General features: G+C 66.3%; 19 protein-coding genes and 1 pseudogene. 14 read left to right on the top strand and 6 right to left on the bottom strand.

Going from position 1 to position 22142, the window contains the following annotated elements; translation table 11 throughout:
- Nucleotides 1-8: 8 nt before the first annotated feature.
- Nucleotides 9-1451 carry a form I ribulose bisphosphate carboxylase large subunit gene (locus ACIA8C_RS25330; protein ID WP_397138750.1) on the bottom strand — a complete coding sequence of 481 codons (1443 nt, stop codon included), beginning with the start codon at nucleotides 1449-1451 and terminating at the stop codon, nucleotides 9-11.
- A 387-nt stretch (nucleotides 1452-1838) separates the two neighbouring features.
- On the opposite strand from ACIA8C_RS25330, the gene ACIA8C_RS25325 reads away from it, so the two are divergent.
- Nucleotides 1839-2708: a LysR family transcriptional regulator gene (locus ACIA8C_RS25325; RefSeq protein WP_397138748.1), complete on the top strand. Its 870-nt coding sequence runs from the start codon at nucleotides 1839-1841 to the stop codon at nucleotides 2706-2708.
- An 82-nt stretch (nucleotides 2709-2790) separates the two neighbouring features.
- Here the strand turns inward: ACIA8C_RS25325 and ACIA8C_RS25320 are convergent, their stop codons facing one another.
- Nucleotides 2791-3000, bottom strand: coding sequence for a hypothetical protein (locus tag ACIA8C_RS25320; RefSeq protein ID WP_397138746.1), 210 nt, complete (start codon nucleotides 2998-3000; stop codon nucleotides 2791-2793).
- Between the two features lie 420 nt (nucleotides 3001-3420).
- Here ACIA8C_RS25320 and ACIA8C_RS25315 point away from each other — a divergent pair, with 420 nt between their 5' ends.
- The gene (locus tag ACIA8C_RS25315; RefSeq protein ID WP_397138744.1) at nucleotides 3421-4665 is read left to right on the top strand and encodes a helix-turn-helix domain-containing protein; all 1245 of its coding nucleotides are present in this window, start codon (nucleotides 3421-3423) and stop codon (nucleotides 4663-4665) included.
- Nucleotides 4666-4675: 10 nt separating this feature from the next.
- On the opposite strand, the gene ACIA8C_RS25310 is transcribed toward ACIA8C_RS25315, so the two are convergent.
- The 4 genes from ACIA8C_RS25310 to ACIA8C_RS25295 all read right to left on the bottom strand — a co-directional run bounded on the left by ACIA8C_RS25310 (nucleotide 4676) and on the right by ACIA8C_RS25295 (nucleotide 10382).
- Nucleotides 4676-5716: a chitinase gene (locus ACIA8C_RS25310; protein ID WP_397138742.1), complete on the bottom strand. Its 1041-nt coding sequence runs from the start codon at nucleotides 5714-5716 to the stop codon at nucleotides 4676-4678.
- 295 nt (nucleotides 5717-6011) lie between these two features.
- Nucleotides 6012-8273, bottom strand: coding sequence for an FHA domain-containing protein (locus tag ACIA8C_RS25305; protein WP_397138740.1), 2262 nt, complete (start codon nucleotides 8271-8273; stop codon nucleotides 6012-6014).
- A gap of 119 nt (nucleotides 8274-8392) precedes the next feature.
- The gene (locus tag ACIA8C_RS25300; RefSeq protein WP_397138738.1) at nucleotides 8393-8836 is read right to left on the bottom strand and encodes a hypothetical protein; all 444 of its coding nucleotides are present in this window, start codon (nucleotides 8834-8836) and stop codon (nucleotides 8393-8395) included.
- Nucleotides 8837-8840: 4 nt separating this feature from the next.
- Nucleotides 8841-10382, bottom strand: a complete 1542-nt coding sequence (locus tag ACIA8C_RS25295) for a hypothetical protein (RefSeq protein ID WP_397138736.1) — start codon at nucleotides 10380-10382, stop codon at nucleotides 8841-8843.
- A gap of 161 nt (nucleotides 10383-10543) precedes the next feature.
- Between ACIA8C_RS25295 and ACIA8C_RS25290 the strand changes: the two genes are divergently transcribed.
- The 12 genes and pseudogenes from ACIA8C_RS25290 to nuoK all read left to right on the top strand — a co-directional run bounded on the left by ACIA8C_RS25290 (nucleotide 10544) and on the right by nuoK (nucleotide 22141).
- Nucleotides 10544-10954 (top strand): hypothetical protein, encoded by a 411-nt coding sequence (locus ACIA8C_RS25290; RefSeq protein ID WP_397138734.1) that lies wholly within the window; start codon nucleotides 10544-10546, stop codon nucleotides 10952-10954.
- A gap of 538 nt (nucleotides 10955-11492) precedes the next feature.
- Nucleotides 11493-11861 (top strand): NADH-quinone oxidoreductase subunit A, encoded by a 369-nt coding sequence (locus ACIA8C_RS25285; RefSeq protein WP_397138931.1) that lies wholly within the window; start codon nucleotides 11493-11495, stop codon nucleotides 11859-11861.
- A 50-nt stretch (nucleotides 11862-11911) separates the two neighbouring features.
- Nucleotides 11912-12466, top strand: a complete 555-nt coding sequence (locus tag ACIA8C_RS25280; protein WP_396970174.1) for a NuoB/complex I 20 kDa subunit family protein — start codon at nucleotides 11912-11914, stop codon at nucleotides 12464-12466.
- Nucleotides 12463-13239, top strand: coding sequence for an NADH-quinone oxidoreductase subunit C (locus tag ACIA8C_RS25275; protein ID WP_397138732.1), 777 nt, complete (start codon nucleotides 12463-12465; stop codon nucleotides 13237-13239). The genes ACIA8C_RS25280 and ACIA8C_RS25275 overlap by 4 nt, the downstream gene beginning before the upstream one ends.
- A complete protein-coding gene (gene nuoD, locus ACIA8C_RS25270; RefSeq protein WP_397138730.1) occupies nucleotides 13239-14627 on the top strand; it encodes an NADH dehydrogenase (quinone) subunit D in 1389 nt (462 codons plus the stop codon). The genes ACIA8C_RS25275 and nuoD overlap by 1 nt, the downstream gene beginning before the upstream one ends.
- The gene (gene nuoE, locus ACIA8C_RS25265) at nucleotides 14624-15340 is read left to right on the top strand and encodes an NADH-quinone oxidoreductase subunit NuoE (protein WP_397138728.1); all 717 of its coding nucleotides are present in this window, start codon (nucleotides 14624-14626) and stop codon (nucleotides 15338-15340) included. The genes nuoD and nuoE overlap by 4 nt, the downstream gene beginning before the upstream one ends.
- Nucleotides 15337-16704: an NADH-quinone oxidoreductase subunit NuoF gene (gene nuoF, locus ACIA8C_RS25260; protein WP_397138726.1), complete on the top strand. Its 1368-nt coding sequence runs from the start codon at nucleotides 15337-15339 to the stop codon at nucleotides 16702-16704. The genes nuoE and nuoF overlap by 4 nt, the downstream gene beginning before the upstream one ends.
- On the top strand, nucleotides 16701-19184 hold the full coding sequence (locus ACIA8C_RS25255) for an NADH-quinone oxidoreductase subunit G (RefSeq protein WP_397138724.1): 2484 nt from the start codon (nucleotides 16701-16703) through the stop codon (nucleotides 19182-19184). The genes nuoF and ACIA8C_RS25255 overlap by 4 nt, the downstream gene beginning before the upstream one ends.
- A pseudogene (nuoH, locus tag ACIA8C_RS25250) lies at nucleotides 19177-20400 on the top strand (NADH-quinone oxidoreductase subunit NuoH); the annotation flags it as partial. The gene ACIA8C_RS25255 and the pseudogene nuoH, both read left to right, overlap by 8 nt.
- Nucleotides 20389-21012: an NADH-quinone oxidoreductase subunit NuoI gene (nuoI, locus tag ACIA8C_RS25245; RefSeq protein ID WP_397138929.1), complete on the top strand. Its 624-nt coding sequence runs from the start codon at nucleotides 20389-20391 to the stop codon at nucleotides 21010-21012. The pseudogene nuoH and the gene nuoI, both read left to right, overlap by 12 nt.
- Entirely contained in the window at nucleotides 21009-21845 is an 837-nt protein-coding gene (locus tag ACIA8C_RS25240) for an NADH-quinone oxidoreductase subunit J (protein WP_397138722.1), read from the top strand. Before nuoI ends, ACIA8C_RS25240 begins: the two co-directional genes overlap by 4 nt.
- Nucleotides 21842-22141, top strand: a complete 300-nt coding sequence (gene nuoK / locus ACIA8C_RS25235) for an NADH-quinone oxidoreductase subunit NuoK (protein WP_357388746.1) — start codon at nucleotides 21842-21844, stop codon at nucleotides 22139-22141. Before ACIA8C_RS25240 ends, nuoK begins: the two co-directional genes overlap by 4 nt.
- Nucleotide 22142 lies beyond the last annotated feature (1 nt).

The raw sequence follows: 22142 nt of genomic DNA, 5'->3' as shown, positions 1-22142 counted from the left end.
AAGGGATTTCAGCGCGTGGCCGTCGGCACCGCATCCGGTGCGTCGGTGGAGGTGTAGTCGAAGGTGACATCGCCCCAGGTCGCCAGCGCGACCTCGAGCGGACGGCAGATCTCGGCGGCTTTGCGCAACACGTCCGGGCCTTCTTTGAGCAGATCGCGACCTTCGTTGCGGGCCTTGACCACTGCCTCCAATGCCACCCGATTGGCCTCGGCGCCCGCCGCGATCCCGAGCGGATGCCCGATGGTGCCGCCACCGAACTGCAGGATCACGTCATCGCCGAAAAGGTCGAGCAGCTGATGCATCTGGCCCGCGTGAATACCACCGGAGGCCACCGGCATCACCCCGGGCAAGCTCGCCCAGTCCTGATCGAAGAAGATCCCGTTGCCGAGATTGGCGGGAATGTGGTTGTCGCGCAACGTGTCATAGAAGCCCCGCGTCGTCGCCGGGTCGCCCTCGAGCTTGCCGACCACCGTGCCCGCGTGCAGATGATCGACCCCGATCAGCCTGCACCACTTGGCCAGCACCCGGAAGCTCACCCCGTGTGTCTTCTGCCGGGTGAAGGTGGAATGCCCGGCCCGGTGCAGGTGCAGCAGCAGCCCGTTGCGCCGCGCCCAGTGCGACATCGACTGCATCGCCGTGTATCCCACGGTGAGGTCGATCATGATCACCACACTGCCCAGGTTCTTGGCGAACTCGGCCCGCTCGTACATGTCCTCCATCGACGCCGCGGTGACATTGAGGTAGTGACCTTTGATCTCACCGGTCTCGGCCATGGCGCGGTTCACGCCCTCCATCGCGAACAGATAGCGGTCGCGCCACCGCATGAACGGCTGAGAGTTGATGTTCTCGTCGTCCTTGGTGAAATCCAGCCCGCCCTTGCATGCCTCATAGACCACCCGGCCGTAATTCCGCGCCGACAGACCGAGTTTCGGCTTCACGGTCGCCCCGAGCAGCGGGCGGCCGTACTTGTTCAGATATTCGCGTTCCATCACCGTGCCGTGTGGCGGACCCTGAAAGGTCTTCACATACGCCACCGGAATCCGCATATCCTCCAGGCGCAGCGCCAGCAGCGGCTTGAAACCGAACACGTTGCCGATCACCGAGGAGGTCAGGTTGGTGATCGAACCCTCCTCGAACAGGTCGAGATCGTAAGCGACATAAGCGAAATACTCCCCCGGCCGCCCCGGCACCTCGTCCACCCGATAACACTTGGCCTGGTACTTCGAGTGCGCGGTGAGCCGGTCGGTCCACACCACCGTCCATGTCGCCGTTGACGATTCACCCGCCACCGCCGCCGAGGCCTCGATCGGATCCACGCCGGGCTGCGGAGTCACCCGGAACACGGCAAGCACATCGGTGTCCGACGGCTGATAGTCCGGCGCGTAATACCCCATCGACGCATAGGTTTGAACACCCGGATCCCACCGGTCCCGCTCGGTCTCTTCGGCCATTGTTCCTCCTGGCAGTCGTTACTGCGGGGACACCCGTCACCGGGGTCGGGTTGTGCGCCTTACGAATTCCAGGATGACGGCAGCGCCGACAACAAACAATTTGATTGTTCCTGCGAAAGCTCAACGAAATAGTCAGGTTTCGCGCGACCCTGATCGGGTAAAGGAGTTCGCGGGCGGCGGAAAACTTCCGGAACCGCAGCGAACACCCCGGGACGCGCACCGTCCCGGGGTGTTCACGCGCGGCGCGGAAGGGGACTCACGCGCCGCCGTCGGGTCGACCTCGACATCATCGATGTTTCCACAGATCACCACCCCCGCGCCGCACCCGCGGAGCCGTCAATTCCGTTGGCACCAGAGTCACCGTCGATCGTTTGCTACCGTCGGCGGATGGGAGCGGTCAGTGCGGCCAGGATGGAAACATTCCTGGTAGTCGCCCGCCTCAGCAGCATCCGCCGTGCCGCCACCCAGCTGCACATCACCGAGGCCGCCGTCTCCGCCGCCGTCGCGCACATCGAAAAACAGCTCGGCGCCAAGCTCATCGCCAAATCCGGGCGCGGTATCGCGCTCACCGAAGCGGGCCGCGTCTACGCCGAATACTGCCGCAGCATCCTCGGCCTGATGAAAGAAGCCCACGCCGCCGTCCAGCAGGCCGAAACCGGGCGACTACGCATCGGCGTCGTCGCCACCGCGGGCGAATACGTCCTGCTGCGCCCCCTCGCCGCATTCCGCAACCGCTACCCCGACATCGAGCTCAGCCTTTCCGTGCACCCCCGCGACGTCCTGTTCCTCGAATTGCAGCACCACGAAACAGATCTCGTCATCGCGGGCCGCCCACCCCGCAACACCGGCCTGGTCATCCGAGCCCGCCGCCCGAGCAACCTCATCGTCGTCGGCGCGACCGACCACGACCCCCTGCGCACCACCTGGCTACTGCGCGGCCGCGGCTCCGGCACCCGCGACGCCACCCTCGCCCTGCTCGACCAACTCGACATCACCCCACCCACCCTCACCCTCGGCAGTCACGGCGCCGTCCTCGCCGCCGCCCGAGAAGGCCTCGGCGTCACCCTCATTCACAGCGACGCCGTCTCCCACGACCTCGAATCCGGCACCCTGCGCATCCTCCCCGTCACCGGCACCCCCCTCGACCGCCCCTGGCACGCCATCACCACCCGCACCCCCACCCCCACCACCCGCCTCTTCCTCACCCACATCCTCGACCCCGAAGAAGTAGGCCCCGCCGCCTTCTACCCCGCCTGAACCCAGCGCTGCATCAGCTGAACCGCATTGGTAAATGTTGTTGCGGCTCAGCTGCTGTTGCACTGTTGCTCAACATAATTCATTACAATCTGTTGCGCCGCCAGACCTCGTAAACCGCCACGACAAAGCCGCTCGCGCCAGCGAGGACTGCCACTCCGGCGTTGCCGACGGTCACTAGAACGATCACGGTTGCCGCGATCATGGTCAGTGCGATCAGGTCGATGGCCCAGTGCCCGATCCGGCGTTCCGGGTCTCGCGGGATGATGTGGGCGGGGCGTTTGGTTACTCTCATTGTGTTCCGTTGTTCAGGTTTCGCAGCATGGACATTCGGGATGCTCAGTCGCCCCCGTCTGCTCCAGCAGGCGGGGGTGTACTTGTTCCAGAACTCCGGCGATCACGCGGACTGCCAGGGGTGCGCCAGTGTCCGAGAACGTTTTCCGTCAGAGCACGAAATCGCATCGGAGAGCCGCGCGGGCACTTCTGAAACAGATCAATTGCGGACACAGGCGATCCCTTCCGATTTACTGCATTCGATCATGTAGCGCAGGGCCCTTGACGTATTCTCTAGGAAGGTCCAGGCATGGATCGCTTTGGGCTGCGATCTAGAAAGCCGGTTCGGTCCTGCTTCGGTTGTTCAGCCTGCCAAAGCCAACCTGTCGAAACCCGTAACTTGTTACGGGTTTTCGGTCACGAAAAAACATAGAATGTCGCTATGGCGAGCGGTCATGGGGGTAACAACGACAGCGTGGGCGCCCGGATACGCCGGGCGCGGAAGGCGAAGAACCTCAGCCAGGCAGAGCTAGGCGCACTGGTGGGCCGGTCGGAGTCATGGCTCGAGAAGATCGAGAACGGTCGGCTTGCCCTGGAGAAGTTTTCACTCATCGACAGACTCGCCGAAGTCCTCGCCATCGATGTCGCGTGGCTGCTCGGTCAGCCGTATCAACCCGGCGAGCCCGCGCATAACGCCGGACATAGCGAAGTCCCCGCCCTGCGAACTGCGTTGCGCCGCACCAGCTTGATCCTGTCCGGGCACCCCCGCATACACGCTGTCGGCGTGCCGCAATCGTTGAGTGCGTTGCGCAACAGTGTGAACCGGGTGACCCGGCGCCGCCAAGCGGCGAACCTCCTCGAGGTAATGCTCGCGCTACCCGAGTTGGTCGAGGCCCTCAATACCCGAGCACTCGACACCGCGGGAACGCCGCAGCGAGACGTTGTGTACGGGCTCATCGTCGAAACGGGCCACATAGCACGCATGGCGCTCAATCAGCTCGGCTACCACGACCTCGCGTGGACCGCAGTCGAGAACGCCGCCATCGGGGCGGCGATAGTCGACGATCCCCTGCTCAAGGCATGCTCGGCGTGGGACCGGTGCGGTGTCCTGCTGCATACCGGATCACCATCGGAGGTCTTTACAGTCGCCGAAGCCGCGATGAACGACCTGGCCGATCTGCTCGAAGCGCCGACCCCGCAGGTGTTGTCGCTCTATGGTGCGCTCAACCTCCGTTGCGCGGTCGCCGCGTCGCGACGCCATGACGCGGGCACTGCCGCACAGCACCTCGACGAGGCTCAACGTGTCGCTGCCCGTTTGGGTGTGGACCGCAACGATTTTCAGACCGTGTTCGGCCCGGGCAACGTCGCGATACACGCGACCGAGATCGCGGTCGAACTCGATCAGCCAGACATCGCGCTGGCGCGAAAGGGCCGATTCGACCTGGCGGCGGTGCCCTCCAAGGAGCGTCACACCAGCCACTACATCGACCTGGCCCGCGCCTACGGCCAACTCAGCCAGGACGCCGTCGCGGTAGCGACGCTGCGCCAGGCCGCCGCTATCGCCCCGCACTATGTTTACAACCACCCTCTTGCCCGCGGCCTTGTCGAACATCTTCTACGTCGCGCCCAACCGACTGCGTTCGACGCCGGGCTGGCCGGCCTCGAACGCGCGATGGGTCTGGGCTGAGTGTCTGCTGCTAGCGACCTTGCAGGGATTTGACGTTGTTGCCGAAGGTCCAGTTGCGGGAGCCGTCCCAGTTGATGGACCAGGTCATCAAGCCCTTCAACTGATTCGCGGAGCCGGTGCCGTAGTGGTTCCAGGCCTGGGCGACCAGGTTCGGGGACATGTAGCCGCCGCCCGCGCCGGGCTGGGCCGGGAGGCCGGGGGCTTGCTTGTCATAGGGGACGGTGATGGTGGTTCCTTGGACGGTGAGACCCTTTGCCAGGCAGTCGGTTTGGGCGATGAAACCCTGAACGGTGCCGGCCTGGTATGAGTCGCCCGCGCAGCCGTACATGCTGCCGTTGTAGTACTGCATGTTGAGCCACCAGAGCCGCCCGTTGTCGGCGTATTTCTTGATGATCGGGAGGTAGGCGCCCCAGATCGAACCGTAGGTGACGCTGCCGCCGGTGACGTACGCGGTTTCGGGGGCCATCGTCAGGCCGAAGCCCGCGGGCATCTGGGCCAGGACGCCGTCGATGATGCGCACCAGGTTGGCCTGGGAGGTCGACAGGGTCTTGATGTTGCCGCTGCCGACCAGACCGGTTTCCAGATCGATATCGATGCCGTCGAAGTTGTACTGCTTCAGGATCGGCACGATGGTCGCGATGAACCGGTCGGCGACCGCACTGGAGTTGAGGTCGATGCCCGCCGCCGCGCCGCCGATCGACATCAGGATGGTGGCACCGGCCGCCTTGGCCTGGCACATCTCCGTGGGCGTCGCGACCTTCACCGTCGCGTCCATCCCGTCCTCCCACCGCGCGGTGCCGTCGGATTCGATGACCGGGAACGCCGCATTGATGACATTGTGGCCGTGCGCCGCGATGCGGGAGTCGGTGATCGGGATCCAGCCCATGCCCGGATGGACGCCATTGGACGCCCCGTCCCAGTTCTCCCAATAGCCTTGCAGCACTTTCCCTGTCGGCTTCGGCTTAGTAGGACAGGTTGTGTCGTTCGCCGCCGCGGAAACACCCGGCGCGACCGCGACAACCATCGCCCCGATCGCCGCAAGCAAAACCATCACAAACCGGAGCAACACCAAGCGATGGCCGCCCCCTCGAGAGCCACATGTGGAATTCATAGCTAAGTAGAACCACACCCAGAATGATCAACTCCAATGGCGACAACTGGGGAGCACCACGTTTCCGAAATCGACCACCGCACCGGCCCGAGAATTGGGCCCGAATTCCGCTGGGAAAGTCGCCTCCATGATCAGGGGGAATTGGTGCAAGCGCCCTCTCGAACGATACCGACACCAATACCCCATGATCTTGGTCGCGACCCACCACGTCGAAATGTTGCGGGCCGTTCGGGGTTTACAGTTGGCCGTGTTGGGAGTCGAAGGTGACGACGCGGCCGCCTAGTTGGACCTGGGCGCCGGGGGTCAGCTTCACCGCGTGGCCGGGGATGGCGCGGGTCCAATCCTGGTGGCCGGGTTGGCGGATGTGGGTGCCGTTGGTGGAGCCGCCGTCGACGACGGTGACGTCCCAGTCGATGAGGCGAATCTCGGCGTGGGCGCGCGACATTCCGCCCGACGCGTCCTCCAGCCGGACCGGGCGGGCACCGCGGGCAACGGCGTCCGCGTGTTCCGGCTCGCGCCCCAGCACACAGTCGTTGTCGAGGACGAACGAGGTGCCGTCGTCGAGCAGCAGCAGCCCGAGCGGTGGGCGGACACCATCGGTAAGGATGCAGGTCAACTGGTCCATTCGGATACCGCAGACCGCACAGAACGACACCCGCGGATCGTTGAGATGGTCACGCGCACATTTGAATCCCTTGACCACGAAACCGTGCGGGGTCCCCTCGGGAATCGGAGCGCCCAGAACCCGGGCAACCAACCCCTCAGCCGAGACCATCGTCTCTTGAAGATCGACATCGCTGACGAGCCCACGATCCACGACCTGATCCTGCGCCCCGGATTCGTGCGGTGCGATGCCGAGCTGTTCACCGCCGTACGCCCGCGCCCCCTCCGCTGACTGCCCCTCAACCTTCCGCAGCTTCGCCGGCATCGCAATACGCGGCGGAGCCGAACTCACCGACGGCAAATCCTGGCTCGGCCACTCAGGATGCGCACTGGAGTAATCCGGCGGAGTCAGGCCCAAGCCGTCGCTCGCCTCCTCAGCCACCGAGGCGCTATCCGAGTGGTGCGAATGCGGTGGAGTCATCGCCCCGCGCGGCGCCGCCTCGCCAGGATCGTGCGGCACTCCCGAGGACTCTCCCGCATCGGACGGCGCTTGTTCGCTGACCGGCCCAGTGCTGCCTGGGGCGATCGAGCCGGGCAAGCGTGGCGCGCCCGCAGGCTCTCCGGCGAGAGGGGGCGAGTCTTCCCGCCGCACTTCGGGACTCACAGGTAGGGCCGGATCCTGGAAGCGTCGCCCGCTAGACGGTTCCGCGGCAAGGGACGACGCTTCTCCGCTGAGTGCGCTCATACGTCCAGGCTGTTCCGCATGGCCGAAATGCGCTGCGCGCGAAGACTCCTCCCGCGGATGGGGTGACGTTTCTTCATCGAGTGCTCCGGGACCCGCGCCGGGGTACTGCGCTGCGTGCGACGGTCCCTGCGCGGGGGCGGATGTTTCGTCGTCGAGTGACTCCGTCCGTTCTGGGACCGCAGTGTCGGGGAAGGGTGCGGGCTCCGGCGCGGCGTGGGCCGATGCGCCGTGCCGCCCCTGCTCGCCACCTGTTGAAGTCGCGGGGTTTACGACGGGCTCCCGCCAAATCGGCGTTGTGCTGTAGTTTTCCGTCGCCGCGTCCAGAGATTCATCGCGCTTCCATAGGTCGGCCACTCGTTGCGGTTCGGCCCCATGCTGCAAGTCAGACCCTCGTTGCAGGTCGGACCCATGCCGCATGTCAGAGTCACGCTGCAGGTCGGACGCGCGCTGGAGGTCTGCCTCATACTGCAGGTCGGGCTCACGCTGGAAGTCAGACCCATGCTGGGGGTCTGCCCCGTGAGACTCGGACCCGTGCGGCACGTCAAATCCTTGCCGCACGTCAGAGTCACGCTGCACATCAGACCTACGCTCCTCAGCAGCGCGCTCCGGGACGGACATTCGCCTCGGATCGAAGGCGTCTTGGGGCGGGGACTCGCGCCACGGTTCGAACGCCGATCGACTGTCGGAGACGGCCTGCGCCGACGCCCCACCCTGCGGAACATCCGCCCCGGCAAACTCGGGATCGGCCGCATCGAACCACAGCACCACCCCGGCCCCCGGCGCAGTACCCTCCCCTAGCGCGTAAACCCCACGCGCAGGCAGCATCTCGACCTCGCGCCCCACCTCATCCACGAATAACCCGGCGCCGATCCCCGGCGCGGGCAGCACCACCCGATCAACGGTGAACCCCGCCTCTCGCCCTCGCAAAACCTCCGACCGCTCCGCCCCGGCCACCACCGCCGTCACCCCGCCGTGCAGGAACACCGCGATCCCACCGTCCCCCGGCGTGATCACCCCGAACTCGACCTCGTCGACATCCCCGTTCGCCAATCCCATCAACCAGTTGGTTGCCAACCGTGCCACTGTCCGTCCCCGGCGGCGCGGCTCGTGCGCGTCGGCTTGCCGCACGATTCCGAGCAGCTCGGTCATGGCCCGCGCCGCCACCGAATCCGCGGTCAACGCGCGTTCGCCTCGATGCGCGACCACCACAACAACACCCCCGGCGCCGGCCACCAGGTGACCACCGGGGAGAACCTCGATCTGCCTACTCACAAGAACCTGCCACCTTGAAAACGCCACCGATGAAACACCACCCGCATCGGCCCATTGACGATGAGCCAGAACACAATCCAGGTGACGATGAACTGAATCAGGAACGCGGTCAGCGACGGATGCAGCGCCTCGGGCAACACCACGGTCGTGTACCGGATGAGCACCCACATGAGCGCCCCCTCGTTGACCATGGTGCAGAAGCCGAACAGGGTCGGCCAATCCTTTTCCCAGCGGAACTGTTGTAAGAAATGGTAGAGCAACTCCCACAGCACCCCGATCGCAACGGTGGCGAGCAGGATCGACAACGTCACCCGGTAGGCCTGCCCGAGGCTCAGTGAGCCGGTGGGCAGGAATGGGGTGATGATCAGCGCGACGAAGCACCCGATCACGCTCAGCGCAAGGACACGGGCCTGCATTCGCCCGTTCAAAGTTGGCAGCATCAGCTCAGATCTTCTGGTCGGTGACCCAGGACCACCACTGGCGAGTCGAGCGCAGTGGACCCATCCGGCGGCAGAATCCCAGCGCCGCAAGATCGTCCGCGATCTCCTGCGCGGCGATCTGCAAGCCGAGGAAGGTGTCGACCCCGACGAACGGCCCGCCCAACGTCGCGCTACCGGATGCATAGATGCGTCCGGTGCCACTTCGCGTGCCGATCAACTCGAAGGTGGTGTCCACATCCAAGCGCCCCACCGGGTTACGCCCGGCACCGGCGTGATCGAGCAGGTCTGCCAGCAGCCGATGCTCACGGATGTCGGCTTCGAGTCCGGTGCAGTCGATGATGTAATCGACTGTGGTGTCGAACGGTTGCGTCGGCGGCGGAGTCGGCAGCTCCGCGGTGGGGTCGGGAATGATCGTGGCGACCACCCCTTGCCGTCCCTCGGCGGGCCGCGGCGCCCGCATGGTCCCGGCCATCACCTGATACCAGCCTTGTTTGCGCCCGCGCTTCAACTGCTCCTGCCACGAGGACCGGATCGGCGTATTGGTCCCGGAGATCTCCTTGTACGCCGCGGCCCGCTGCTCACCTTGCAAACTACGTATCTTCTGCTTGAGCTGCCCACCCCACACCGACTTCGGATAGTTGAAGCCTTGGTAGGCCCAGCCGTCGGACCCCCGGCGCCGGTTGAACACATTCTTGCCGTGCGACCTGGCGACGTAGGTCCGGAACAGATGCAGGATCTGCGTGTTCAACTGCAACCTGTCCCGATCATCGATGAGCCGCTGCAACACCCGGCTCGCCACGATCCCGCTACCCCGGATCAGCACCGTCGCCTGCCTGCGCTGCAACGCTTGATAGACGTGCTCGTGCGGCTCATACGCGTTCACCACCCGCGTCGGATCCCGATGCGTCTCGCGATACTCCTGCAGATCCGGCAGCAACTTCAGTCCCGGATACCCCACGGCCACATGCACATACGTGCTCCGAAACGCCACCCGCTTGGTCGGCGTCGACCCCTCGGCGGGGGTCAGGACGGTGAAGTACCCGCCGCCTTGACGTTTGCGCACCATGCGAACCTGCCCGCGATGCAACGAGCTCGCATAGTCGATGCGCCGGAACTCACGGTCCATCCCGGCGAACACCGCCCCCGCCCGCGGCGTGTAGTAGTTCGCGAAGATGGGCTCCACGAACACATTCCACAGCGGCCTGATCGACTTGTCCGCGATGGCCTCACGCACCGCGTAGGACGGGAACCCCCACATGTTGTCCGGCTCCGACGCCGAGTCGCTGCGCAACCGCTCGCCGCGCGGAATCTGCGACACCCGCGTCAGATACTCATAGGACGACCACGGGTGCTCCTGCGGCCCGAGCACCGCCATCGATCGCGCGGGCACCCCGAAGATGCGCAACGTGTCATAGGTGACGAACGACCCGATGCCACTGCCGATCGTCACGAACGGCACATCGATCACCGGAATCCCGGTGCTGTCCAGCATCTCATCGGTCCACACGTCGGTATCGACGAGCACCTGGGTTAGATCTCCCCGCATTTCGGGCACTTTACCGGCCGCTTCTTACGGATAACTTGCGATCTTCCTTCGGCGGCAAGCACTCCCGGCGACGCACCGGCTCGACCGGGCTCCGCGACGCGCGGAGGCGGATCTGGCCCAACATGCCACGGACCGGACCCTCGCGGAAGTAGCATGCGCTGGTGGCCGACTCGACTCGTTCCACCCCTCTGCGGGTCCTCGTATACAGCAACGACGCCGATACCCGGCGCCAGGTGATCCTGGCACTGGGCAAACACCCGCACCCCGAACTACCGCCCCTCGACTACCTCGAAGTGGCCACCGGCCCCGTGGTGATCCAAAACCTGGACGCGGGCGGCATCGACCTCGTCATCCTCGACGGTGAGTCGGCGCCGACCGGCGGGCTCGGCATCGCCAAGCAACTCAAGGACGAAATCGAGCACTGCCCACCGGTACTCGTGCTCACCGGGCGTCCCGACGACGCCTGGCTGGCCAACTGGTCGCGCGCGGAAGCGGCGGTGTCGCATCCGATCGATCCGATCCGGCTCACCGAGGCCGTCGTCGGGTTGCTGCGCAACCGTTCGGCAGCCTGAATAGTCCGGTTCCGCACGCTCACTTATGTAGAGCATGCATTAATCAATCGCTCTTGACCTGCACGGGATGCACTGCCGTCAATTCGGACAAACCCACCGCGCTCGATCCGGAAGGAAGCGGTGAGTTAACCGTTCGACGTAGCGATCGGTTCCGGTGAACGCTGCGATGACGCCCCGAAAACCGCAGCAACAGCGGTGTTTCCGCAGCACAGACTGACCGGTCAGCCAACGTCACGTGACAAGCCCCCGGATTACCCCCGTTTCAGTCATGAATCGACGTCGCGAATTCGATCAAACGCTGCGGCCAAACGTGTAGCACTCAGAGCGATCAGTTGTAGGCTGTGCCCTAGCTCACACCAGCGCGGGTACCAGCCCTACTCGCGTCGAGCAGGCCATGGGGCGTGGCTGGCCGAGGCGGACAACGACGTCAGCCCGCCTCGGAAGCTGCCGTCCGGCAACGGGCGACCCACCCGCAGGCTCCAGCTCGCAAGGAGGGGCTCGCGCAGATTAAAGGGAGAGCGCAGTCGTGAATATCGAAATGCCCACTCTGGTCTTAGGCGCGATCGCCGCGGCGTTCGCGGTGTTCTCCATCGTCATGGCGGCCCTGGTCGGGCCGAAACGGGCCAACCGGGCCAAGCTCGAGGCGTACGAATGCGGCATCGAACCGACACCGCACGCCATCGCAGGCGGCCCGGGAAACGTGACAGGGCAACGCTTTCCGGTGAAGTACTACCTCACCGCCATGCTGTTCATCATCTTCGACATCGAGATCGTGTTCCTCTACCCGTGGGCAGTCCACTTCGATGCGCTCGGTCTCTTCGGTCTGGCCGCGATGGCGTTGTTCATTTTCAACGTCTCGGTGGCATACGCCTACGAATGGCGACGCGGCGGGCTCAGCTGGGAGTGATTGCCGCACAACGTGTTCGGGCGACGAGTGGAAGTGAAGGTTAGTCGGATATGGGGTTAGAGGAAAAACTGCCCAGCGGATTCCTGCTGAGCACCGTTGAGGATTTCGCCGGGTTCATGCGTAAGGGCTCGTTGTGGCCCGCCACCTTCGGCCTCGCCTGCTGCGCCATCGAGATGATGGCAACGGGCGGTGGCCGTTTCGACATCGCCCGCTTCGGCATGGAGGCGTTCCGCGCCTCGCCGCGGCAGGCCGATCTGATGATCGTCGCCGGGCGGGTCAGCCAGAAGATGGCCCCGGTGCTTCGTCAGGTCTACGACCAGATGACCGAGCCGAAATGGGTGCTCGCCATGGGCGTCTGCGCGTCCTCGGGTGGCATGTTCAACAACTACGCGATCGTCCAGGGCGTCGACCACGTGGTGCCGGTCGACATCTACCTGCCCGGCTGCCCGCCGCGGCCGGAGATGCTGTTGAACGCGATCCTGGCGCTGCACGCCAAGATTCAGGAAACGCCGCTCGGCGTCAATCGCGAAGAGGCCATCAAGGCCGCCGAGGCGGCGGCACTGGCCTCGACCCCGACCATCCGGATGGAGGGTCTGCTGCGATGACGTTCGATTCCTCCGACAACAGCACCACCACCGCGCACGACGAAATCGACGCGGCCGCAACGGCGGGACCGGAAGGCACCCTGCCCACCGAGGACGACCAGCAGGCCGCCGGCGCGGAGGTGATCGGCGTGCGGCACGGCATGTTCGGCGTCACCGGCTCCGGCGACACCTCCGGTTACGGCGGCCTGGTCCGCCCGGTCAGCCTGCCCGGCAGCACACCCGCGCCCTACGGCGGCTACTTCGACGAGGTCGTCGACGCACTGCGCACCGCGCTCGGCGCGACAGCTACCCGGCTGGAGACCGCGCTGGAGAAAATCGTCGTGTTCCGCGGCGAACTCACCCTGCACGTGCACCGCGAGCACCTGGTCGCGGTCGCGCAGGTGTTGCGTGACCATCCCGCACTGCGTTTCGAGCTGAGCCTCGGCGTCAGCGGCGTGCACTACCCCGACGACGCGGGCCGCGAACTGCACGCGGTGTATCCGCTGATGTCGATCACGCACAACCGGCGGCTGCGCGTCGAGGTGTCCACCCCCGACGCCGACGCGCACATTCCGTCGCTGTACGAGGTGTACCCGACCACCGACTGGCATGAGCGGGAAACCTACGACTTCTTCGGCATCGTCTTCGACGGGCACCCCTCGCTCACTCGAATCCTGATGCCCGACGACTGGCACGGCCACCCCCAGCGCAAGGACTACCCGCTGGGCGGCATCCCGGTCGAGTACAAGGGCGCGCGGATACCGCCGCCCGACGAGCGGAGGGCGTACAACTGATGACTGCATCGCGAAGCGATTCCGTGCGGGGTGGCGGCCGGGCGACGGGTGGGCTGAACGACACCGATATCCGGCCCGACGTCGCAGGCGACGCAGGGCCGGAACCCACCGTTGTCACCGTCGCCGGTCAGGACTGGGAAGAGATCTCCGACTCGCTGCGCGGCGCGGGCGAGGAACGCATCGTCGTCAACATGGGCCCGCAGCACCCGTCCACGCATGGCGTGCTGCGGCTCATCCTCGAAATCGAGGGCGAGACGGTCACCGAGGCGCGCTGCGGCATCGGCTACCTGCACACCGGCATCGAGAAGAACCTGGAGTTCCGCAACTGGACCCAGGGCGTCACCTTCGTCACCCGGATGGACTACCTCTCGCCGTTCTTCAACGAGACGGCGTACTGCCTCGGCGTGGAGAAGCTCCTCGACATCACCGAGGCGATCCCGGAGCGGGTCAACATCATTCGGGTCATGCTGATGGAGCTGAACCGCATCTCCTCGCACCTGGTGGCGCTGGCCACCGGCGGCATGGAACTCGGCGCGCTCACCCCGATGCTGTTCGGTTTCCGGGAGCGCGAACTGATCCTCGACGTGTTCGAGACCATCACCGGCCTGCGGATGAACCACGCCTACATCCGCCCGGGCGGGCTGGCCCAGGACCTGCCCGACGACGGCGTCGCGAAAGTCCGTGAGCTGCTTGCCCTGATGCCCAAGCGGCTGAAGGACATGGAGCAGCTGCTCACCTCGAACCCGATCTGGAAGGCCCGCACGCAGAACATCGGCTACCTGAACCTGCAGGGCTGCATGGCCCTCGGGATCACCGGCCCGGTGCTGCGCGCCACCGGCCTGCCGCACGATCTGCGCAAGGCCCAGCCGTACTGCGGGTACGAGAACTACGAATTCGACATCCCCACCACCACCGGCTGTGACTGCTACGGCCGCTACGTGATCCGCGTGGACGAGATGAAGGAATCGCTCAAGATCGTCGAACAGTGCCTGGACAAGCTGCGCCCCGGCCCGGTGATGGTCGACGACAAGAAGATCGCCTGGCCCGCCGACCTGCAGCTCGGTCCGGACGGACTCGGCAACTCCCCCAAGCACATCGGCAAGATCATGGGCACGTCCATGGAGGGACTCATCCACCACTTCAAGCTGGTCACCGAGGGCATCCGGGTGCCGGCCGGTCAGGTGTACACCGCCGTCGAGTCACCGCGCGGCGAGCTGGGCGTGCACATGGTCAGCGACGGCGGCACCCGGCCTTTCCGGGTGCACTATCGCGACCCCTCGTTCACCAATCTGCAAGCGGTTGCGGCGACTTGCGAGGGCGGCATGGTCGCCGACGTGATCGCCGCGGTCGCCAGCATCGACCCGGTTATGGGCGGAGTGGACCGATGACTGAAATCATGTTGAAGCTCAGTACGCGACCGGAACCATTCCAACCGTTCGTGCGTGAACGCCTGGAACTGGACGCCAAGGAGATCATCGGCCGCTACCCGGAACCTCGATCGGCACTGCTGCCGCTGCTGCACCTGGTACAGGCCGAAGAGGGCTGTGTCACCGGCACCGGCATCGACTTCTGCGCCGACCAGCTGGGCTTGACCGGTGCCGAGGTCACCGCGGTGGCCACGTTCTACTCGATGTACCGGCGCAGCCCAACCGGCGATTACCACGTCGGTGTGTGCACCAACACGCTGTGCGCGGTGATGGGTGGCGACGCCATCCTCGCCACGCTGGAACGGCATCTCGGCATCGGTCACGGCGACACCACCGCCGACGGAAAGATCACCCTCGAGCATGTCGAGTGCAACGCGGCCTGCGATTTCGCGCCGGTGATCATGGTCAACTGGGAGTTCTTCGACAACCAGACCCCGGAATCGGCTCAGGCACTGGTGGATTCGCTGCGCGCGGGGCAACAGGTGACACCGACGCGCGGTGCGCCGCTGTGCACGTTCAAGGAGACCGCGCGCATCCTCGCCGGTTTCCCCGACGAGCGTCCCGGCGTGCTCGACCACGCGGCAGGCGAGGCCACCCTGGCCGGCCTGCGGGTCGCGCGCGAGCAGAACATGAACACCGCTGGGCCGCAACAGGATTCGGAGGGGCCCAAATGACGCTGACCCCTGTACTCAGCAGGTACTGGGATGACCCGCAGTCGTGGACGATGGATACCTACCGCCGCCACGACGGCTACCAGGCGCTGCGCAAGGCGCTGGCGATGGAGCCGGACCAGGTCATCCAGACCGTCAAGGACGCCGGACTGCGCGGCCGCGGCGGTGCGGGCTTCCCGACGGGCATGAAGTGGAGCTTCATCCCGCAGGGCGCCGGACCCGACGGCGTGAGCAAGCCGCACTACATGGTGGTCAACGCCGACGAGTCCGAACCCGGTACGTGCAAAGACATTCCGTTGATGCTGTCGAGCCCGCACGCGCTCATCGAGGGCATCATCATCGGCTCCTACGCCATCCGCGCCGCGCACGCGTTCATCTACGTGCGCGGTGAAGTGGTGCCGGTGCTGCGCCGGCTGCAAGCCGCCGTCGCGCAGGCCTACGAGGCCGGGTTCCTGGGTCGCAATATTCTCGGCTCCGGTTACGACCTCGAACTCATCGTGCACGCCGGAGCGGGCGCCTACATCTGTGGCGAGGAAACCGCGCTGCTGGATTCCCTGGAAGGCCGTCGCGGGCAGCCGCGACTGCGGCCGCCGTTCCCTGCCGTCGCGGGTCTGTACGCCTGCCCGACCGTGGTGAACAATGTGGAATCCATTGCCAGCGTGCCTGCGATCCTGCTCAACGGCACCGAATGGTTCCGGTCGATGGGCAGCGAGAAGTCCCCCGGCTTCACGCTGTATTCGCTGTCGGGCCACGTGCACCGGCCCGGGCAGTACGAGGCGCCGCTCGGCGTCACCCTGCGCGAACTGCTCGGCTACGCCGGTGGCGTGCGCACCGGGCACACGGTGAAGTTCTGGACCCCGGGTGGGTCGTCCACGCCGCTGTTCACCGACGCGCACCTGGACGTGCCACTCGATTACGAGGGTGTCGCTACGGCCGGATCCATGTTGGGCACCAAGGCATTACAGATCTTCGACGACACCACCTGCGTGGTGCGCGCCGTGCTGCGCTGGACCGAGTTCTACATGCACGAATCCTGTGGCAAGTGCACGCCGTGCCGGGAAGGCACCTACTGGCTGGTGCAGCTGCTGCAGCGCATCGAGTCGGGCCGGGGCACCGAGTCCGACCTGGACAAGCTGCTCGATATCAGCGACACCCTCAACGGCAAGTCGTTCTGCGCCCTGGGCGACGGCGCGGCCAGCCCGATCATCTCGTCGCTGAAGTACTTCCGCGAAGAGTACGTCGACCACGTCGCCACCGGCGGCTGCCCGTTCGATCCGGCGCGGTCCACTGTGTGGGCGAACGGAGTTGGGGCCGTGCCGCATTCGCACGAACCGGCCGCAGTACAGGACACGGAAGGAGTGCGATGACCGCCACTGTGAATACCAATGCCAGCGGGGTTGTCCCGGCTGATCTGGTGTCGGTCACAATCGACGACACCACCGTCAGCGTGCCAGCGGGCACCCTGGTGATCCGGGCCGCCGAGCTGATCGGTATCCAGATCCCGCGCTTCTGCGATCATCCGTTGCTCGACCCGGTCGGGGCCTGCCGTCAGTGCATCGTCGAGGTCGAGGGCCAGCGCAAGCCGGTCGCCTCGTGCACCATGACCGTCACCGACGGCATGGTGGTGCGCACCCAGCTCACCTCTCCGGTGGCCGACAAGGCACAGGAGGGCGTGATGGAGCTGCTGCTCATCAACCATCCCCTCGACTGCCCGGTGTGTGACAAGGGCGGTGAGTGTCCGCTGCAGAACCAGGCGATGTCCACCGGTCGCGCCGAGACCCGCTTCGAGGGCGAAAAGCGCACCTATCCCAAGCCGATTCCGCTGTCCACCGCGGTGCTGCTGGACCGGGAACGCTGCGTGCTGTGCGCGCGCTGCACCCGCTTCTCCCAGCAGGTCGCCGGCGACCCGTTCATCGAACTGCTGGAACGTGGTGCGCTGCAACAGGTCGGTACCGCGCAGGCCGAGCCGCTGGATTCCTACTTCTCCGGCAACACCGTGCAGGTGTGCCCGGTCGGGGCGCTGACCGGCACCAGCTACCGGTTCCGTGCCCGCCCGTTCGACCTGGTGTCGAGCCCGAATGTGTGTGAGCACTGCGCGTCCGGATGCGCGCAGCGCACCGATCACCGCCGCGGCAAGGTGCTTCGCCGATTGGCCGGGGACGATCCGCAGGTGAACGAGGAATGGAACTGCGACAAGGGCCGCTGGGCCTTCGCCTACGCCACCGAACGCGACCGGCTCAGCACGCCGCTGGTTCGCGGCTGGGACGGCAACCTCGCACCGGCCTCCTGGTCCGAGGCGCTCGCCGCGGCCGCGGAGGGTTTGGCTGCCGCATTCGGCAGCGCGGGTGTTCTCGTCGGTGGCCGAGTCACCGAGGAGGACGCCTACGCCTACGCCAAGTTCGCGCGAATCGCGTTGGGCACCAACGATGTCGACTTCCGCGCGCGGGCACACTCGGCCGAGGAGGCCGACTTCCTCGCCGCGCGGGTCGCGGGCCAGGGCATGGCGGTCAGCTACGACAACCTGGAGACCGCGCCGATCGTGCTGCTCGTCGGATTCGAGCCGGAGGAAGAGTCGCCGATCGTCTACCTGCGCCTGCGCAAGGCCGCACGCAAGCGTCGCCTGCCGATCTATTCGATGGCGCCGTATTCCTCGCGCGGTCTCGACCGGATGTCGGGCAAGCTGATGCAGGCGATGCCCGGCGCCGAGCCGCATTTGCTGGACGCGGTGCGTAACGGCGAAACCGCAACGCCGGGAGCCGATCCCACGCAGATCGCTGACGTCTCCCGACTGCTTCGCGAACCCGGCGCGGTGATCATGGTCGGTGAGCGGATGGCCGGAATCCCCGGTGCGCTCTCCGCCGCCGTCCGGCTCGCCGACGAGACCGGAGCGGCGCTGGCATGGGTGCCGCGTCGCGCCGGTGAGCGTGGCGCCGTCGAGGCGGGTGCGTTGCCCGGCCTGCTGCCCGGCGGTCGCCCGGTCGCGGATCCCGCTGCCCGCCAACAGGTTCGGGCAGTCTGGAACGTGCCGGATCTGCCGGCCACGGCCGGTCGCGACACCGCGGCCATCCTGGACGCGGCACCCGGCCTCGGTGCGCTGGTGATCGGCGGCGTCGACGTCGTCGATCTGCCGGACCCGAAGGGCGCGTTGGCCGCCATCGACGCCGCGCGCTTCGTCGTCAGCCTGGAGCAGCGGCACAGCGCGGTCACCGAGCGCGCCGACGTCGTGTTCCCGGTCGCCACGGCGACCGAGAAGTCCGGCACCTTCCGCAACTGGGAGGGCAGGCCGCGTCCGTTCGCCGCCGCGCTCGGCGACGACATGGTGCGCCGCCAGTCCGCCCCGCTCTCGGATCAGCGGGTGCTGCAAGCCATCGCCGACGAGATGAAGGTGCGCCTCGGCCTGCCTGACACCGACGCGGCCCGCGCCGAACTCGCCGAGCTCGGCGCCTGGGACGGCACGGCCGTCGCGGCGCCCGCGCATCGCCCGCATCCGCTGACCCAGCCGGGGCCGGGCACCGCGGTGCTGGCCAGCTGGCGGATGCTGCTCGACCTGGGCCGCCTGCAAGACGGCGAACCCAACCTGGCCGGCATCGCCCGCACCCCGGTGGTCCGGCTCTCGCGCGCGACGGCCGCCGAAATCGGTGCCGCGACAGACGATCTGGTGACCGTCGCCAGCGAGCACGGCACCGTCACGCTGCCGTTGATGATCACCGACCTGCCCGACCGGGTGGTCTGGCTGCCGCAGCGTTCACCGGGCAGCTCGATCGCCGAACAGTTGGCCACCCAGCCCGGCGGCATCGTGGCGCTGCGGCGGTCCGACGAGAGGATGAAGGAGCACAGGCATGAGTGATCTCCATTTGTTCGGCCACGATCCCCTGTGGTTGGTGATCGGGAAGTCCGTCGCCATCTTCATCTTCCTGCTGCTTATCCCGATGATCGCGGTGGTCGCGGAGCGAAAGATCGTGGCGCGCATGCAGATGCGCATCGGCCCGAACCGGATCGGCCCGTTCGGCATGCTGCAGAGCATCGCCGACGGCGTCAAGATGGCGCTCAAGGAAGACATCGTCCCGGCCATCGTGGACAAGCCGATCTTCATCATGGCGCCGATCATTTCGCTGATCCCGGCGGTAATGGCGTTCGCGGTGATCCCGTTCGGCCCCGAGGTTTCCGTCTTCGGTCACCACACCGCCCTGCAGCTCACCGATATGCCGGTGGCGGTGCTCTACATCCTCGCGATCACCTCGATCGGCGTGTACGGCATCGTGCTCGCCGGGTGGTCGTCGGGTTCCACCTATCCGCTGCTCGGCGGACTGCGCTCGACCGCGCAGGTGATCTCCTACGAGATCGCGATGGCACTGTGCTTCGCCACCGTGTTCCTGCTCGGCGGCACCATGTCCACCTCGGGCATCGTGTCCGCGCAGCACGACACCTGGTACGTCTTCCTGCTGCTGCCCTCGTTCCTCATCTACTGCGTCTCCATGGTCGGTGAGACCAACCGGGCACCGTTCGACCTGCCCGAGGCCGAGGGCGAGCTGGTCGGTGGCTTCCACACCGAGTACTCCTCGCTGAAGTTCGCCATGTTCATGATGGCCGAATACATCAACATGGCAACGGTTTCCGCGCTCGCCACCACCCTGTTCCTCGGTGGCTGGCACGCGCCGTGGCCGTTGAGCCTGTGGGCCGGTGCCAACACCGGCTGGTGGCCGGTGCTGTGGTTCACCGCCAAGGTATGGGGCTTCCTGTTCGTGTTCATCTGGTTGCGCGGCACGCTGCCCCGCCTGCGCTACGACCAGTTCATGAACCTCGGCTGGAAGCTGCTGATCCCGACCTCGCTGCTGTGGGTGATGCTGGTGGGCGGCGCTCGGGTACTGGAGGCCGAGGGCTACCACGTGCAGACTCCGGCGCTCGTCATCGGCGGCCTGATCATCTCCGCACTGTTGATCGGAACGTTCCTGCGGGCCGGGCGCCGGGGTGGTGCCGCGCCACCGGCCGAGCCGGAACCCGCGGCGGCGACCGCGGATACGGCGGTGTTCCTCGGGTTCCCGACGCCGCCGCTGCCCGCACAGCCGCGCGACGTCGCCAAGGCCGGCCTGTTCGATCCGCTGGCCGGGTTCCTGGTCACCGCGGCGACCATGTTCAAGAAGCCGAACACCGAGTTCTATCCGGAACAGAAGGTGCCGACCGCGCCGCGCTACCACGGGCGTCATCAGCTCAACCGGCACCCGGACGGGCTGGAGAAGTGCATCGGCTGCGAGCTGTGCGCCTGGGCCTGCCCCGCCGACGCCATCTTCGTCGAAGGCGCGGACAACACCGAGACCCAACGTTTTTCGCCCGGTGAACGGTACGGGCAGGTCTATCAGATCAACTACCTGCGCTGCATCGGCTGCGGCCTGTGCATCGAGGCGTGCCCGACCCGGGCGCTGACCATGACCAACGACTACGAGATGACCGACGACAACCGTGCCGGTCTGATCTACGAGAAGGACCGGCTGCTCGCTCCGCTGCAGCCGGGCATGACCGCACCGCCGCACGCCATGCAGCCCGGCACCGACGAGAGCGACTACTACCTCGGCAATGTGCTCGGCAGCATCCAGGAAACCAACGGCGGCAACGGAAACACCGTGCCGGACAGTCCGAAAGAACCCGCCGTCGCGGGCGTGGAAGGAGGCGTGCGGTGAACGAACTTATCCTCGCCGCCGAGCCGCTCACCCGGACCGGCACCGGCGAAGCGGTGAACTTCTGGGTGCTCGCGCCGCTGGCCGTGGTCGGCGCGCTCGGCATGGTATTCGCCCGCAAGGCAGTGCATTCCGCGATCTGCCTGGCCGCCACCATGATCATCCTCGCGGTGTTCTACATGGCCCAGGACGCGCTGTTCCTCGGTGTGGTGCAGATCGTCGTCTACACCGGCGCGGTCATGATGCTGTTCCTGTTCGTGCTCATGCTGGTCGGTGTCGACTCCACCGAATCGCTGAAGGAGAACCTGCGCGGACAGCAGCTTGCGGCCGCGGCCGTCGGCATCGGGTTCGGGTTGCTGCTGATCAGCGGCATCGCCCGCGGCATCCGCGAATCCGGCATCGCCTTCCCGGCAACCGGATTCGCCGGACGTGACGTGATCGGCGAGCTCGCCGAACTGATCTTCGTCCGCTACGTGTGGGCCTTCGAGCTCACCGGCGCGCTGCTCATCACCGCCACCATCGGCGCGATGGTGCTCGCGCACCGCGAGCAGTTCGGCCCGAAGATCGGCCAGCGGGAAATGTCGGTGCGCCGGTTCCGCGAGGCGGGCCACCGCGCCACCCCGCTGCCGACGCCCGGCGTCTACGCCAGGCACAACGCGGTCGACATTCCGGCCAGGCTGCCCGACGGGTCCTTCGAGGAACTGTCGGTCAGCACCATCCTGCGGCACCGCCGCACCCGGGCGCTGACTGAAGCGGCCGTCATCTCGGTCGCGGCGCAGGACACGGCGCCGGTCGGCGCGACCGAGATCCAGAGCGACGAGGAAGGCAACCGGTGAATCCCGAGAACTACCTGTTCCTGTCCGCCTTGCTGTTCACCATCGGCGCGGCCGGAGTGCTGTTGCGGCGCAACGCCATCGTGGTGTTCATGTGCATCGAGCTGATGCTCAACGCGGCGAACCTGGCCTTCGTCACCTTCGCCAGGCTGCACTCGAACCTGGACGGCCAGGTGTTCGCGTTCTTCACCATGGTGGTCGCCGCGGCCGAAGTCGTTGTCGGCCTTGCCATCATCATGACCATCTTCCGCGCCCGCCGCTCGACCTCGGTCGACGACGCCAACCTGTTGAAGTTCTGAG

It is taken from the genome of Nocardia sp. NPDC051321 (assembly GCF_044455225.1).
GTDB lineage: Bacteria > Actinomycetota > Actinomycetes > Mycobacteriales > Mycobacteriaceae > Nocardia.
This window is presented reverse-complemented; position numbering and strand designations above follow the sequence as displayed.

Coding starts and splice junctions, on each gene's coding strand:
- ACIA8C_RS25280 (WP_396970174.1), top strand. CDS start 11,912: ATGGGGTTAGAGGAAAAACTGCCCAGCGGATTCCTGCTGAGCACCGTT.
- ACIA8C_RS25255 (WP_397138724.1), top strand. CDS start 16,701: ATGACCGCCACTGTGAATACCAATGCCAGCGGGGTTGTCCCGGCTGAT.
- ACIA8C_RS25275 (WP_397138732.1), top strand. CDS start 12,463: ATGACGTTCGATTCCTCCGACAACAGCACCACCACCGCGCACGACGAA.
- ACIA8C_RS25305 (WP_397138740.1), bottom strand. CDS start 8,273: ATGACCGAGCTGCTCGGAATCGTGCGGCAAGCCGACGCGCACGAGCCG.
- nuoF (WP_397138726.1), top strand. CDS start 15,337: ATGACGCTGACCCCTGTACTCAGCAGGTACTGGGATGACCCGCAGTCG.
- ACIA8C_RS25300 (WP_397138738.1), bottom strand. CDS start 8,836: ATGCTGCCAACTTTGAACGGGCGAATGCAGGCCCGTGTCCTTGCGCTG.
- ACIA8C_RS25310 (WP_397138742.1), bottom strand. CDS start 5,716: ATGGTTTTGCTTGCGGCGATCGGGGCGATGGTTGTCGCGGTCGCGCCG.
- nuoD (WP_397138730.1), top strand. CDS start 13,239: ATGACTGCATCGCGAAGCGATTCCGTGCGGGGTGGCGGCCGGGCGACG.
- ACIA8C_RS25295 (WP_397138736.1), bottom strand. CDS start 10,382: ATGCGGGGAGATCTAACCCAGGTGCTCGTCGATACCGACGTGTGGACC.
- ACIA8C_RS25315 (WP_397138744.1), top strand. CDS start 3,421: ATGGCGAGCGGTCATGGGGGTAACAACGACAGCGTGGGCGCCCGGATA.
- nuoE (WP_397138728.1), top strand. CDS start 14,624: ATGACTGAAATCATGTTGAAGCTCAGTACGCGACCGGAACCATTCCAA.
- ACIA8C_RS25325 (WP_397138748.1), top strand. CDS start 1,839: ATGGGAGCGGTCAGTGCGGCCAGGATGGAAACATTCCTGGTAGTCGCC.
- ACIA8C_RS25285 (WP_397138931.1), top strand. CDS start 11,493: ATGCCCACTCTGGTCTTAGGCGCGATCGCCGCGGCGTTCGCGGTGTTC.
- ACIA8C_RS25330 (WP_397138750.1), bottom strand. CDS start 1,451: ATGGCCGAAGAGACCGAGCGGGACCGGTGGGATCCGGGTGTTCAAACC.
- ACIA8C_RS25320 (WP_397138746.1), bottom strand. CDS start 3,000: ATGAGAGTAACCAAACGCCCCGCCCACATCATCCCGCGAGACCCGGAA.